The organism is Lonsdalea quercina subsp. quercina (genome assembly GCF_000688695.1).
GTDB lineage: Bacteria > Pseudomonadota > Gammaproteobacteria > Enterobacterales > Enterobacteriaceae > Lonsdalea > Lonsdalea quercina_D.
The window spans coordinates 112,324-125,650 of sequence record NZ_JIBQ01000009.1 but is presented as its reverse complement, the minus strand read 5'-3'; the positions used below and the strand labels follow the sequence as shown (position 1 = coordinate 125,650).

Here is a 13,327-nt window from a genome sequence, read left to right as displayed (position 1 = left end):
CTAAGCGTCAGGCAGGCTTAGCGTCCGATTTTTGATGCCCTGATAGGCTGTCTTGATCTCCTCTTCGCCATACTTCAGTTCAAGACGTTTGACCGTGAAGTGCCCTTTGGCCATGTTTTGATAATGCCGGGTGAAGAGAGTATTGATCGTGGCGCCGCTGGCGGCGCCAATCACCGGTATGATCTGCGCCGCCATTTTTTGCGTCAGCGTCACGCCAAACCGGGCGGCGACCGCGTCAATCACCTTCGCCAGAATCGACGCCGCGTGGCGTGAACTCACTGTGCGCGTCGATCCTTTCTTGCTGACTAATGCCATAAGCTCGCGCGACGCATGGCGAGTGATATCGGACAGAATGGCCCGCGACGCGTAGTAGCCCGAGTCCGTTGGGTCCAGCGTCTTGTCTCGCCCACCTAACGCAAAGACTTCCACACAGGCGCTTTTCACGTCTTCGTCCGCCAGCGAAAACCCTTCGCTGCGGGCAATATCTGCCACCGCGCGCATCATAATGGCCGTGCTGATAGGCAGCTCCACCAGCAGTCCCGTAATCCCAAAGAATCCTGAGACCGCGCCGGTCGTGGCGGCGGCGACCCGGTGCAGTCCCTGTGAGGGGGCGTGGTGCGGATTATCCTCCAGCGTATAGAGCGCCGTATCAACCGCTTTGTGCAGCGCGGCCCGGACGCTCTGTTGGATCTTGCGTTGCAGACTCTGCGGCAGCCTCGCGAGGCTCCAGGTCAAAGGCTTTCCAATCACATCGGCGATTTGCAGCGTTAGCGCCGGGGCTTCCAGCAGCGTGACGGCCTGTTGAAGCGCACGCAGATCGTCGGGGTGTTCTATCAGGGTCATGAGCAGCTCGCATAATGGCGGAAGGTGATCTAGGTGTAATAAATGATGGTGGAATATGCAACGTAGAGCGGGTTGTCGTTCGCCGCGACTCACGCTAATTTGAGTGTTTTAAATGCACTTTACGTGCATAAATAGTCAATCAAAAAAGGCGTTACTCCATGATAGTCAGAACTTGGCACGGCTGTGTTCCCATCGAACATGCGGAGGGCTTTGCCCGCCATTTGCAGCGCACCGGCATCGATCATGCGCGAGGTATTCTCGGCAACTGCGGCACAGCAGTGCAGCAGCGGCGTCAGGGAGCCTATGAGCACTTTTTTCTGGCGACCTACTGGAACGACCTGTCTGCGATACGGCAGTTTGCCGGCGAAGATTATGCGTTGGCCGTCACGTACCCTGACGACGAACAGTTCGGTTTGATCTCCGATCCTCTGGTGCTTCACCATGAGGTGGCTGACATCCAGCCCCTGCTGCCGCTGAAATGATCACGGTGCCGGGCGCTGGGATAACACATCCAGCGATTGACGGATGGCCGTAACGGCGACAGCCTGATTATCCGCCCGGTCCCGTTCGCTGGCGTCCGGCGCCGAACTCTGAATTGCCACCAACGCCCAGCTATCGCCCGTTTTCAGCATCAGCGGCGAACCGCTGTCGCCAGGCAGCGTATCGCAGCGGTGCGTCAACACCGCCTGATTTTTCCAACCGGTGACAAGGCAGTCCTGATGCCGGTACAGCGTATCGGGATGATCTTCGGGATACCCGGCCTGTGTCACTTTGCGGCCAGCCTGTTTTAGCGCCGACTTGAGATCCTGCGCGGACCCTTGCCACAGCGGCAGTGGCGCGATGCCCGGCGGCGTTTTTTCCAGCCGGATCAGCGCATAGTCTAAAGGCGCCGCCGAGGGGGGGACGATCCAACCGTCGCCGTCTGCCTTGAGCTGTTTAGCCAACTGCTTATTGACCATCGCTTCCAGCTTGTGCGTTTCATATTTCCATCCCGACGGCGTGGCGTGAAAACGCAGCGCCACCGGTTTGTCAGCCACGCCGGGAGGCGCCAGTACGCAGTGTCCGGCGGTGAGCGCAAGATGCGGCGAGATCAGCGTTGCCGTGCAGAGATTGCCGCTGGCGGTTTCTACCTGACCAATGGCCTGCCACGGCCATTGCGTGGTATCCGTCACGGTATCGCGGTCGTCGTGATTGAAGAACAAAATGCGTTGCTGCTGTAAGACATCTTTCGGCGGGGTGGCGTTGACGCCCGTCGACAACAAGGTGAAAGAACAGAGCAGCCAGGCCGATATGCGCATGAAATAATTCGCCTTTAACAAAAAATTTTCTGTTAACAGTATGGTCAAGTTCCCCGATTATGGAAACGACGTACAAAAATTCAGAGCTGAGCGGGGCGACGGTGTTTTCGGCGTTGGCGGATGGGCGGGGGTTGAACGCGCTATCGTGGTGTCGAAAACGCTATCGAGTGATCGAAAGTCAGAGAAAAAACAGCATGATGATCAACGCGCCGAGGAGCAGAAGCGATAATACAATTTCAAAGGAGTAACGACGTAACATCATCCTGGCTCCATGAAATCGACGCCCGTTGGATGGGGTGCCGGACGGTTGATAAACGTGCCTTTGACTCAACATGATAAAACCGCTCGCTCAGGAATCTATTTTTATATCAGACCGTTGTTTCAAAATAGATCCCCGCTCGCGCGGGGATTGAGTCAGGTACTGTGGTGTGACCTGTGACTTAGGCTGCCGGAGTTGCTACGGCTTTTTTGGCTTTCTTCACGTGTTTTTTAGCGGCCTGAGCTTTCTGTGCAGCCGGTTTTTTCGCGTGTTTTTTCTTGGCAGCCTGCGCTTTCTGAGCCGGTGCTACCGCTTTTTTCTTAGCCGCTTTTTTCGTCGCCTGAGCTTTCTGCTCGGTTGTTTTCTTCGCCTGTTTTTTCACGTGCTTTTTGGCGTGATCGGCTTTGGTCTGAGTGGTGGTGGTGGTCGTTGTAGTCGGTGCGTTTGCAGCAGGCGCGGTGGTGGTGTCAGCAGCAAAAGCTACAGAGGACAGACCCAGTGTTGCGCCAGCGATCATCACTAATACTTTATTCATCATCAATTCCTCATTGTCCGTTTACGTTCGAACCCCAGTGTTGGGCCGATGTAAGGAGAATAGGGAATGATGCGCTAACGGTCTGTGAGTGTTTGGTTTCCGCGTGTAACGGTTTGTACAACGTTAGCCGCCAGCTTATCCGCCGCCGCCGCGCTGGTGACGATAGGCCAGAGAAACGTCATTTTGGCGCCGCCCAATGCGCTGGACTCCGCGCGAATGGTGCCGCCATAGGCGCGGACGATCGCGTGGACGATAGCCAGCCCCAGCCCACAGCCGCCGCTGCTGTTCTGTATGCCCGCCTCCAGGCGCACAAACGGCTCGAAGATGCTCTCCCGGTCCTGCGGCGCAATGCCGGGTCCGTCATCCTCTATCTGTAGACAGGCGACGCCACGATCGAGCGTCAGCCCCACGCGAATGCTTTGTTGGCAGAAGCGCAGTGCGTTATTGACCAGATTATTCAGCACGCGCTCCATCAGACGCAGGTCCACATAGCCGAAGCGCTGGTGGCGGGGCGCGTTCAGTTCCAGTCTCTTGTCGGCATGGACCAGCCGAAAGTCTGCTATACGCTGCTCCAACCACGCGGGCAGATCGATCTCTTCGAGATGCAACGTTACCTGAGGGCGGTCCAGCCGCGCGTAGGTCAGCAGTTCGTCGATGAGAGACTCTAACTGGCCGATATCCCGATTAATCGCCTCTTGCTCGTCTTCCGGCAGGTTTTCGCTCATCGCGAGACGGTAACGCAGGCGCACCAGCGGCGTGCGGAGTTCATGCGCGATATTGTCGATAAGCTGTTTTTTGCTGGCGATCAGCTGATTGAGGTTGTCCGCCATCAGGTTGAACGCCACGCCGAGACGAAACAGGCTGGAGGTATTGTCGAAGTGGGTGCGCTCCTCCAGATGACCGTCACCGAGCCGCTGCGCCGCGTTTTCCAACTGCAACATCGCTTTCCAGTGCGGCCGTATCCATAAAAAGACCGGCAGCGCCAGAGAAAGCCCGATGATGACCAGCATCAGCAGGTTCAGCATTCGCATTTCGTGCAGGAAGAACAGATAGGGGATCGGGCCGACCGCCAGCACATAGTGACTGCGGGGAATGCGTTGTATGAAGGTGTATTCGTCGTCCAGTGCGATGATTTCGCCCTGCGTCAGGCGCTGCTGCGCCTTGTTGCTGAGCTTGTATTTATTCATCGGCTCGATGTGCATTTTAAACGACAGATTGAGGTCCAGCTGACTGATGGTTTTGTGCCACTCGCGCGGCGGCAGGGTGCGCAGTTCGTTGCGGATCAAATAGAGCGAGCTTTTCATCAGATCGTCCATCGATTGACGTCCCGCGCGTTCGGCCGTGGCCTTGTAGACCAACCCGACCAGCAGGGTCATGACCAGAAAGCTGGCGAACAGCAGGAGAAAGAACTGAATGAACAGTTTTTTCATGGCGCGTGGGTCTCCCAGGCGTTAGGCGCGAACAGATAACCTTTGTTACGGATGGTTTTGATGCGCACCGCCTCCGGCGCCGTATCGTACAGCTTTTTGCGCAGGCGGGAGATAGCCACATCGATGCTGCGATCCATGCCATCGTAGCTGACGCCGCGCAGGTTTTTAAGCAGTGCGTCGCGGTCCATGATTTGTCCGGCGTGGGNGGCCAGCTGCCACAACAGGTCGAAATCGGCCGTCGACAGCGTAATGTCCTCGCCGGCCAGCAGAACCTGACGATTCACCGGATCGATACACAGCAGACCGAAGTTTAGCGACTTGTGTACCTGTACTGTCGCGCTGGTTTCCAGCGTCGGCTGGGGCGGGGTGGCGTACTGGCGGAAGTGCAGACGCAGCCGCGCCAGCAGCACAGCGGGCGGAGTCGTTTTCAGAATGTAGTCGTCGGCGCCCATTTCCAGCGCAAGAATATGGTTCATGTCGCTGTCCAGCGAGGTCAGCAGCACGATGGGGCCGGAGAAACAAGGGCGCAGCTCGCGGCACAGCGTCATCCCGTCTTTGCCCGGCAGCATGATATCCAGCAAAACCAGATCGGGTTTATTCTGCTCGATCACCGCCAATGCGGTGTCGCCGCGCGGCTCAATCTGCACCTCAATATCGTGTTTGCCCAGATAGGCGGCAATCAGTTTTCCCACTTCGGGATCGTCTTCAACAAAAACAATCTTATACATACCGTCGAACTCTTTTTGTTATTCGGATACAGCATAGCGCGCGTCACCTTTTGTAACCATGTGTGAAGCGTAAGCGGGTGTTAAAAGCCGTCGACCAGACGGAGGCCGGTGGGCTGAAAAAGGGGATTCAGAAGGCGTGAACGATAGCGGGGGGATGGAGAAGAAACCGGCCAGCGCTAGGGCTGGCCGGTGAACGATAGACGGTGGTTAGGCGGTCAGCGGAAGCGGCGTTGTTGGCGTTGCTTCAAGCGCCTGCTCCAGCGTCGAATAGAACGCCAGTCGGTTTTCTATCGGCACCACGTTGGCGCGGGCCAGCGTCTTCAACGGCTGGAACGGGATGTCGGTGATCACCAGCCGTTTTTCGGGCGGCAGCAGTTCGCTAAAGCGCAAGAGCGCGTTCAGTCCGCCCGCATCCAGTACCGGCACGGCATCCCATTGCAGGATGATGGTCTGGTACTCTTTGCTGTGGACCAGCAGTTCCCCGAAGATACGCTCGGCGGCGGCAAAGAACAGGGGGCCGTTGATGCGAATCACCAATCGCTGCCCCTGCACGGTGGCGGGCAGTTCGCTTAGGCGCGTCATTTTCGCTATCCGACGCATGAACAGGATAGACGCGAGGACGATGCCAACGGTGATTGCAATCACCATATCGAACAGCACCGTCAAGGCCAGACACAGCACCATCACGATAATGTCGTCTTTGGGCGCGTGACGCATCAGGTCGATGACCTTGCGCGCTTCGCTCATATTCCAGGCGACCAGCAGCAGCAGCGACGCCATTGCCGCCAGCGGCAGATACGACAGCCAGGGCGCCAGCACCAGCAGTGCAAGGATCACCAGCAGCGCATGCACGACGGCGGAGATCGGCGATGTGGCTCCGGCGCGCACGTTGGCGGCGGAGCGGGCGATCGCGGCCGTTGCGGTGATGCCCCCAAAGAACGGCGTGACGATGTTGCCGATACCCTGACCAATCAGCTCGGTATTGGAGTTATGTTTACGGCCGGTCATACCGTCGAGCACGACCGCGCAAAGCAGGGACTCGATGGCGCCGAGGATCGCCATGGAGAAGGCGGCGGGCAGCAGGTCGGAAACGGTGCTCCAGCTCAGGGGCATGACGCTACCGTCGCTTCCCGGCATATTCCACGGCAGGATGAACTGAGGCAGGATCGGCGGAATACCGTGTCCCGACGTGCCGTCAGCCAGCAGATAGCTGAAACGTGAACCAATAGTGGCGACGTGAATGTCCATCAGCGACAGCAGCCCCATCACCAGCGTCCCCGCCAACAGCGCGGGCAGATGGCCGGGCAGGCGAATGCCGAGTTTGGGCCAAATCACCAGCACGGCCAGCGTGACGATGCCGATCAACGTATCGCCCAAATGCATAGACGGTAGCGCACTGCCCAGCGCCAGCACTTTGCCGACGTAATGCTCAGGCATCGTCGGGATAGTCAGGCCGAAGAAGTCTTTGACCTGCATGGTGGCGATGGTGATGGCGATACCGGAGGTGAATCCCAGCGTGACCGAGACCGGAATATATTCGATTAGCCTCCCCATGCGACAGAGTCCAAGCACGAGCAGGAAGACCCCGGAGAGCAGCGTCGCGATCAGCAGGCCAGAGAGGCCGTACTGCTGGGAAACCGGATAGAGAATGACGACGAAAGCCGCCGTGGGGCCGGATACGCTATAACGCGAACCACCGCATAACGCGGTGATCAGGCCGGCGACAGCCGCCGTATACAGACCGAATTGAGGGGGAACGCCGCTGGCAATCGCCAACGCCATCGCCAGAGGAATAGCGATAATGCCGACGGTGATACCGGCGATAAAGTCTTGGGAAAAACGTTTGAACGTGTATTTTTCCCGCCAGCAGGCGTCAATAAACGCGCTAAACGGTTTAATGCCGTTGAATAGGTATGATTTCATCTAAGACTAGGACCAACAAAATGAAAACAGATGGCGGGTCGGCAGGAGGCCCGTCGCGGGTTAAAGTATTACGATACGCCCATTGTTCAGCGAAGATCCAGATGTAAATCAATAGAAAAGCATTATGTATTACCTTTCGGTCCCTGGCGGAACCTTTGACATTGCGCCCCAGGTAATGTGTTAAACGTTTGAAAAAAAGGCTTACCGTCCGAGCTCATGCCCCAAAGCCTGGAGGTTCAAGAATGCCCGTTGAGCGCTCGTGACGCGCTGGTTCAGGGAGAAACGAGGGAAACCGCTGGATGAAGCCTGAACGCAGGGGGAAAGGGCATCGACGTCTCGCGTCGACGCCCTTTCAGATGGGGATCACAGCATGATGGTCATGATGTAGGCGGCAAACATCGCCAAATGCGCACTTCCGTTCAGGACATTGGTACGGCCGGTGGAGAATGAGATGTGGCATAGAACCAATACGGTCACCATCACGACGATGTGCGGCATATCCAGCGCGAAGTTCAGCGTGTTGCCCGTGATCATCGCGATCAGCGTAACGGCAGGCACGGTCAGCGAGATGGTCGCCAGCACGGAGCCGAAGAACAGATTCATCGCCCGCTGAACCTGGTTTTGCAAAACGGCTTTGATGGCGCCCAGACCTTCCGGCGACAGAATCAGTAGTGCGACCAGGAAACCGGTGAACTGCGACGGCGCGTTCATGCGTTCAAGCAGCGTCTCCAGAAGTTTGGAGTCCATTTTGGTGACGCTAATGACGGCAATCAGATGAACCAACAGCCAAACCGCATGCCAGAGCGAGCTGTGGGCCGACGGTTTGCCGTGATGGCTGTCCCCTTCGCCGTCGCTCTCATCTTCGTGTTCGTAGACGAACAGACTTTGGTGAGTGCGGGTTTGAATTTTCAGGAAGACGCCGTACATCACCGCGGAGATCAGTGCGATGATCAGCGACTGCGAGACGGAAAAGTTGCCTGCCGGTAGCGCGGCGGGAAAGACCAACACGAGGACGGCCAGGGGAATAATCGCCATCAGATACTGCTTGATGCCGCCCAGATTGACGTACTGCGTGGCAAATTTACGTCCGCCCAGAATCAGAGCGAATCCCACCAGCCCGCCGGTGACGATCATGATGATGGAGTAGAGCGTGTCGCGCATCAGATGCGGGCCGGCATCGCCAGTCGCCATCAGGGCGGAGATGAGACTGACTTCCAGAATGACGACGGACAGGCTGAGAATCAACGATCCAAAGGGCTCTCCCAGACGGTGGGCGAGCACGTCCGCGTGACGTACCACGCTGAAGGCGCTGGACAGGATCCCAACGAGCGCCAGGGCGTTAATGGCAATGATCGCCCCCAGACTGGTGGTATCGCCCCACATCACCAGCACCAGTAGCGTTAGGAGGGGAAGAACGAGCGTATATTCATGATGACGGGTTTTTACCGTTTCGGCGGATGAGGTCATTCTTGAAGGTTCCTTATTTGTGTAGCGAGCCTGCTGTTAGAAATAACGTATAACGTCGTTATGGAATAATCGCCATGCCAAGCACCAAGCGCCACTAAAAGCCCTGAATTGTGACTCTAGCTATGCATTTTCTGCAAAAAGATATCTGAATATATTATTTTTATGTTTTTACTTTTATCTCTCTAATAATAAACGAAATTGCTACAATCAGTCACTATTTAATCACTTTCCGTGAGCGATTTATGGGCATATTATGGTGATATTTCTAAACTAACCGATGAAAAAGAGTGTAAGAAGCGGATTTAATTAAGTTTTCATTGTTAACCGCAGGCGGCGCGGCAGACTGGCGTCACCCAGGAGATCGCACGAAGTCGATTTCCCTGAAAGTACGATGGTCGTTTCCACAAACAAAAAAATAGAAAATTACCATTATGCTTCATGATGTTAACCAAATGGGTCAGCAAGGTGAACGTTTCCGATGCGGCGGCAAAATAATCAACGTGCGCGTTGATTGTACGGTTCATGATCGTTCAGAATAGCCGGGTGACGCCATTCGGCAGGACAGCGTGTAAGGGGTGAGGAAAAAAAACTTGTGTTAACGCGTGATTTTTTACGGAAAGCCGATTGCCGGACGTCGTTCGGCCACATCGAAGAACATTTATTGCTTACCCCGCAGCAGCGAGCAGACTCTCTGGAAACCACATTATCCTGTCGCCCCAACCATGAGGGCGTGTGGATTTTTGGCTACGGTTCGCTCATGTGGAACCCGGCGTTTGATGCGACAGACAGCTGTCTCGCCACGCTTAAAGGCTGGCAGCGCGCGTTCTGCTTACGTTTGACCGCAGGGCGGGGCACTACCGCACAACCCGGTAGAATGCTTGGACTCAAGCCGGGTGGCGAAACGACCGGTCTGGCCTATCGTTTACCGGAAGACCGCGTGCGTGAAGAGCTGGAGCTGCTGTGGAAACGAGAGATGCTGACCGGCTGCTATCGTCCATTGTGGTGTGAGCTGGAATGCGCCGAAGGCGGTCACCTCACCGCGCTGGTTTTCGTCATCAATCCTGACCATCCATTATTGGAACAGGACACCTGCATTCAGAGTGTGGCGCCGCTCATCGCCCGCGCCCGTGGGCCGCTGGGCACTAACGCACAATACCTTTTCTCCTTGGAACGTGAACTTCGGCATTATGGTATGCCGGACGATAATCTGATCGCGCTGGCGCAGCGGGTGAGAGAGCTATTGGACGCGTCACCCGTCCGCGAATAATCTCCCTCACAAACGTATATAATTTATAGTTATATTCATATTGCTGAATATAATTTCATGCGCTTTTGTCATCTCGCCTACACTCCGGGCCTTATTTTTTTGCTCGGCAAATGAGGGATTAGGCAGTGCGGACAATACATGAACACCTCCAGGCCGGGTGGCGACGAATGGGAAGGGTGCTAAGCAGTGTACTGGCGCTGGCCGTCACGCTGCTGGGGCTCCTGCTGTTCACTTTTTTACTCACTCATCTAGCGCCTATCGACCCGGCGCTGCAAATAGTCGGCGACCGCGCCAGCGAGGCGACCTATCTGCAAGTCCGGCAGCAGTTGGGGTTGGACCAACCGCTATGGGTGCAGTTCTGGCATTATCTGGCGGCGCTGGCTCACGGCGACCTCGGGATCTCCCGCAGCACCTCTCAGCCCGTCTTCGATGATTTGATGCGGGCGTTCCCCGCGACGCTGGAGCTGGCGACCTGCGCCATTATTATCGGATTCGTCTTTGGCGTGACGCTGGCGCTGCTGTCGGTGTTGAAGCCCGGCAGCGTACTGGACAATGCAGTGCGGATGATCTCGCTGGTCGGCTACTCTGTTCCCATTTTCTGGCTGGGATTACTGAGTTTGCTGCTGTTCTACGCGGTCCTGCATTGGGCCGGCGGACCGGGACGACTAGACGATATCTATCAATACACGATGGAGCCGCGTACGGGATTTGTCCTGATCGATACCTGGCTCAGCGGCGATCCGGAGATGTTCCGTAACGCCGTTCGGCATTTGTGGCTACCCGCCAGCGTGCTGGGCCTGCTGTCTATGGCAGGCATCACCCGACTGCTGCGTGCGGCGATGTTGGATGAGTGCCATAAAGAGTATGTTTTGCTGGCGCGCGCCAAGGGCGCCGGACAACTGCGGATCTTGCTCTGCCACGTTCTGCCCAATATTCGCGGTGTCATGGTCACCGTGCTGATGCTGTCTTATGCCAGCCTGCTTGAGGGCGCGGTGCTGACCGAAACGGTCTTCTCATGGCCTGGCGTGGGCCGGTATCTGACGACGGCGCTGTTTGGCGCGGACATTCCCGCCATTTTGGGCTCCACTCTCCTTATTGGCCTGTGCTTTATCCTGATGAATGCGCTGGCCGATGCGCTGATTTACCTGACCGACCCTCGGACTCGATGATGCGATTGACACTCTTTAAGGGTCTGCGCTCGCAGCCGCGCGCCCGACGAACTCTCTGGCCTGCCGTCAACAGTCTGACTATCGGCGGCGTTCTCTTGGTCCTGTTAATCGGGATCGCGCTGCTGGCCCCGTGGCTGGCGCCGTTTGACCCTAATGCGCAGTCCATCACTCAGCGCCTGCTGCCGCCTTCGCCCGAACACTGGCTGGGCACGGATGGTTTTGGCCGGGATCTGCTATCACGGGTGCTGTATGGCGCACGGCCGACGTTACTGCTGGTCTCGCTGATCCTGGTTCTGACCGTGCCGGTCGGGCTGCTGGTGGGGATCGGCGCGGGCTATCTCGGCGGCTGGATCGAGAAAGTGCTAATGCGGCTGACCGATATCGTCCTGTCTCTGCCGGGGTTGGTGATCGCGCTGGCGATGGTGGCGGTGCTTGGACCGGGACTGATTAATGGGGCGCTGGCGTTGGCGCTGACCAGCTGGCCGCAGTTTGCCCGTCAGGCCCGCGCTGAGACGCTGGCGCTTCGGCGCAGCGACTATTTGGCCGCCGCACGCATGCAGGGCATAACCGGCCTGAGGCTGATGAGCGGGCATATCTTGCCGCTCTGCTTGCCGGGCGCGGTGGTGCGCGCCGCGCTGAGCCTGGGCGGAATTATCCTTGCCGCCGCCGGACTGGGCTTCCTGGGGATGGGCGTTCAGCCGCCGACCGCCGAATGGGGCTCCATGGTCGCGGAAGGCAGCAAGGTCATTTTTGACCAATGGTGGGTGGCGGCTGCGCCGGGCGGCGCAATTTTGTTCGCCAGCCTGACATTTAATCTGCTGGGCGACGGCCTGCGCGATAAATTGGACCCGCGACATGAAAAACAGTAATCCTCCGTTGCTGGACGTCAACCAGCTGTCCATTGGATTGGCGGACGACCCGGATACGCTGCTGGTGCATCCCTTATCGTTTCGTCTGGGCCGGGAGCGCGTCGCGCTGGTCGGCGAATCTGGCTCGGGCAAATCCCTCACGGCCAAAGCGCTGATGGGGTTGCTGCCGTCCGCATGCCGAATTCGCAGCGGCGATGTCGTGATGAACGGCCAGTCGCTGGCTTCGTTAAGCGAAAGCCAATGGCGTCAATGGCGCGGCGACCGGGTGTCCATGGTATTGCAAGATCCGAAACATGCGCTGAATCCGATGCGTCAGGTCGGCTGGCAGGTGGAAGAGCCGCTGAAACTGCATACCTCGCTCCCAGCGCGCGAACGACGCGAAAAGGTGTTGGATATGCTCGACGCCGTCGGTTTGGCGGAACCGAAACGGTTGTATAAACAGTACCCACATCAGCTTTCCGGCGGAATGGGGCAGCGCGTCATGCTGGCTATTGCGCTGATCACTGAACCAGAGCTACTGATCGCCGATGAGCCGACGTCCGCCCTCGACCACGAGCGACGCGATCAGGTGCTGTCGCTGATCGACCGACTGGTTGACGAACGCAATATGGGACTGTTGTTGATCAGCCATGATTTACCTCAGGTGGCGCGTCACTGCGAACGCGTGCTGGTGATGTACAAAGGGCGATTGATGGATGCCTTGCAGGCGGAGGATTTACCGCAGGCCACCCACCCGTATACCCGAACATTGTGGAACTGTCAGCCGGGTAAACACACTCGGGGGCAGGTGCTGCCCGTCTTGGATCGCGCGTTGCTGGAGTCGTTGTCATGAGTCGTGATGCTGTGGTTCTGCGTCATTTAAGCGTGTCTCACCCGCAAGGGGGACTCGTTAATCAGGTCGTTCACGAGGTCGATCTGACCATTTCGCGCGGCGAATGTTTTGGGCTGGTCGGCCCGTCCGGTTGCGGCAAATCGTCGTTGCTGTGGGCGCTGGCGGGCTTGAATCTGCACTGGCAGGGCGAGATGACATTGCTGGGTCAGCCCGTGAAACCGCATCATGCTTTTACGGGAGAACTGCGCCGTCGGGTACAGATGGTCTTTCAGGATCCGTTTGCTTCTCTGCATCCGCGCCATCGCCTGAGGCGTACGCTGTCGGAGCCGTTAAAACTGCTCAGCGAAACGGATATCGACGGGCGGATTGAACGCGCTTTTCAGCGCGTCGATTTGCCGCTGACGCTGCTGGAACGCTATCCGCATCAGCTTTCCGGCGGCCAGCGTCAGCGGGTGGCGATCATCCGGGCATTGCTGCTTGAGCCGGAGCTGTTGCTGTTGGATGAGCCCACGTCAGCGCTGGATATGTCGGTGCAGGCCGAAATTCTCAACCTGCTGAACGAACTGAAATCGGCAGGCGATCTGACCCTGGTACTGGTCAGCCACGACGGCAACGTGATTGACCATCTGTGCGACCGGGCGGCGGCCATGTCGCAAGGGCGTCTGCTGAAGGTCTGACGTGATTATCGTGAACGGTTATATCAAAGC

13 protein-coding genes are annotated in these 13,327 nt (G+C 57.4%); 6 read left to right on the top strand and 7 right to left on the bottom strand.

Annotated elements, in window-relative coordinates:
* A complete protein-coding gene (locus SB13_RS09865) occupies positions 1-843 on the bottom strand; it encodes an EcsC family protein (protein WP_036150284.1) in 843 nt (280 codons plus the stop codon).
* 158 nt (positions 844-1,001) lie between these two features.
* Between SB13_RS09865 and SB13_RS09860 the strand changes: the two genes are divergently transcribed.
* The gene (locus SB13_RS09860) at positions 1,002-1,325 is read left to right on the top strand and encodes a hypothetical protein (protein WP_026740193.1); all 324 of its coding nucleotides are present in this window, start codon (positions 1,002-1,004) and stop codon (positions 1,323-1,325) included.
* On the opposite strand, the gene SB13_RS09855 is transcribed toward SB13_RS09860, so the two are convergent.
* The 6 genes from SB13_RS09855 to chaA all read right to left on the bottom strand — a co-directional run bounded on the left by SB13_RS09855 (position 1,326) and on the right by chaA (position 8,483).
* A complete protein-coding gene (locus SB13_RS09855) occupies positions 1,326-2,141 on the bottom strand; it encodes a trypsin-like serine peptidase (protein WP_026740192.1) in 816 nt (271 codons plus the stop codon).
* A 440-nt stretch (positions 2,142-2,581) separates the two neighbouring features.
* A complete protein-coding gene (gene asr, locus SB13_RS09850; protein ID WP_026740191.1) occupies positions 2,582-2,935 on the bottom strand; it encodes an acid resistance repetitive basic protein Asr in 354 nt (117 codons plus the stop codon).
* A gap of 74 nt (positions 2,936-3,009) precedes the next feature.
* A complete protein-coding gene (gene rstB, locus SB13_RS09845; protein WP_026740190.1) occupies positions 3,010-4,365 on the bottom strand; it encodes a two-component system sensor histidine kinase RstB in 1,356 nt (451 codons plus the stop codon).
* On the bottom strand, positions 4,362-5,093 hold the full coding sequence (gene rstA, locus SB13_RS09840; protein ID WP_026740189.1) for a two-component system response regulator RstA: 732 nt from the start codon (positions 5,091-5,093) through the stop codon (positions 4,362-4,364). The genes rstB and rstA overlap by 4 nt, the downstream gene beginning before the upstream one ends.
* Positions 5,094-5,300: 207 nt before the next feature.
* Positions 5,301-7,016: a C4-dicarboxylic acid transporter DauA gene (gene dauA / locus SB13_RS09835; protein ID WP_026740188.1), complete on the bottom strand. Its 1,716-nt coding sequence runs from the start codon at positions 7,014-7,016 to the stop codon at positions 5,301-5,303.
* A 363-nt stretch (positions 7,017-7,379) separates the two neighbouring features.
* Entirely contained in the window at positions 7,380-8,483 is a 1,104-nt protein-coding gene (gene chaA / locus SB13_RS09830) for a sodium-potassium/proton antiporter ChaA (protein ID WP_026740187.1), read from the bottom strand.
* A 592-nt stretch (positions 8,484-9,075) separates the two neighbouring features.
* On the opposite strand from chaA, the gene SB13_RS09825 reads away from it, so the two are divergent.
* The 5 genes from SB13_RS09825 to SB13_RS09805 all read left to right on the top strand — a co-directional run bounded on the left by SB13_RS09825 (position 9,076) and on the right by SB13_RS09805 (position 13,297).
* Positions 9,076-9,750, top strand: coding sequence for a gamma-glutamylcyclotransferase (locus tag SB13_RS09825; protein WP_026740186.1), 675 nt, complete (start codon positions 9,076-9,078; stop codon positions 9,748-9,750).
* 167 nt (positions 9,751-9,917) lie between these two features.
* A complete protein-coding gene (locus tag SB13_RS09820) occupies positions 9,918-10,919 on the top strand; it encodes an ABC transporter permease (protein ID WP_051616454.1) in 1,002 nt (333 codons plus the stop codon).
* Entirely contained in the window at positions 10,919-11,788 is an 870-nt protein-coding gene (locus SB13_RS09815) for an ABC transporter permease (RefSeq protein ID WP_026740184.1), read from the top strand. The genes SB13_RS09820 and SB13_RS09815 overlap by 1 nt, the downstream gene beginning before the upstream one ends.
* Entirely contained in the window at positions 11,775-12,620 is an 846-nt protein-coding gene (locus SB13_RS09810) for an ABC transporter ATP-binding protein (RefSeq protein ID WP_026740183.1), read from the top strand. The genes SB13_RS09815 and SB13_RS09810 overlap by 14 nt, the downstream gene beginning before the upstream one ends.
* Complete coding sequence (locus SB13_RS09805) at positions 12,617-13,297, top strand: ABC transporter ATP-binding protein (RefSeq protein WP_026740182.1); 681 nt, start codon at positions 12,617-12,619, stop codon at positions 13,295-13,297. The genes SB13_RS09810 and SB13_RS09805 overlap by 4 nt, the downstream gene beginning before the upstream one ends.
* The last annotated feature ends 30 nt before the right edge of the window (positions 13,298-13,327 follow it).

What these genes read in the sequence shown, in the direction of transcription:
- SB13_RS09865 (WP_036150284.1), bottom strand. Translation starts at nt 843, where the DNA reads ATGACCCTGATAGAACACCCCGACGATCTGCGTGCGCTTCAACAGGCC.
- SB13_RS09860 (WP_026740193.1), top strand. Translation starts at nt 1,002, where the DNA reads ATGATAGTCAGAACTTGGCACGGCTGTGTTCCCATCGAACATGCGGAG.
- SB13_RS09855 (WP_026740192.1), bottom strand. Translation starts at nt 2,141, where the DNA reads ATGCGCATATCGGCCTGGCTGCTCTGTTCTTTCACCTTGTTGTCGACG.
- asr (WP_026740191.1), bottom strand. Translation starts at nt 2,935, where the DNA reads ATGAATAAAGTATTAGTGATGATCGCTGGCGCAACACTGGGTCTGTCC.
- rstB (WP_026740190.1), bottom strand. Translation starts at nt 4,365, where the DNA reads ATGAAAAAACTGTTCATTCAGTTCTTTCTCCTGCTGTTCGCCAGCTTT.
- dauA (WP_026740188.1), bottom strand. Translation starts at nt 7,016, where the DNA reads ATGAAATCATACCTATTCAACGGCATTAAACCGTTTAGCGCGTTTATT.
- chaA (WP_026740187.1), bottom strand. Translation starts at nt 8,483, where the DNA reads ATGACCTCATCCGCCGAAACGGTAAAAACCCGTCATCATGAATATACG.
- SB13_RS09820 (WP_051616454.1), top strand. Translation starts at nt 9,918, where the DNA reads ATGGGAAGGGTGCTAAGCAGTGTACTGGCGCTGGCCGTCACGCTGCTG.
- SB13_RS09815 (WP_026740184.1), top strand. Translation starts at nt 10,919, where the DNA reads ATGCGATTGACACTCTTTAAGGGTCTGCGCTCGCAGCCGCGCGCCCGA.
- SB13_RS09810 (WP_026740183.1), top strand. Translation starts at nt 11,775, where the DNA reads ATGAAAAACAGTAATCCTCCGTTGCTGGACGTCAACCAGCTGTCCATT.
- SB13_RS09805 (WP_026740182.1), top strand. Translation starts at nt 12,617, where the DNA reads ATGAGTCGTGATGCTGTGGTTCTGCGTCATTTAAGCGTGTCTCACCCG.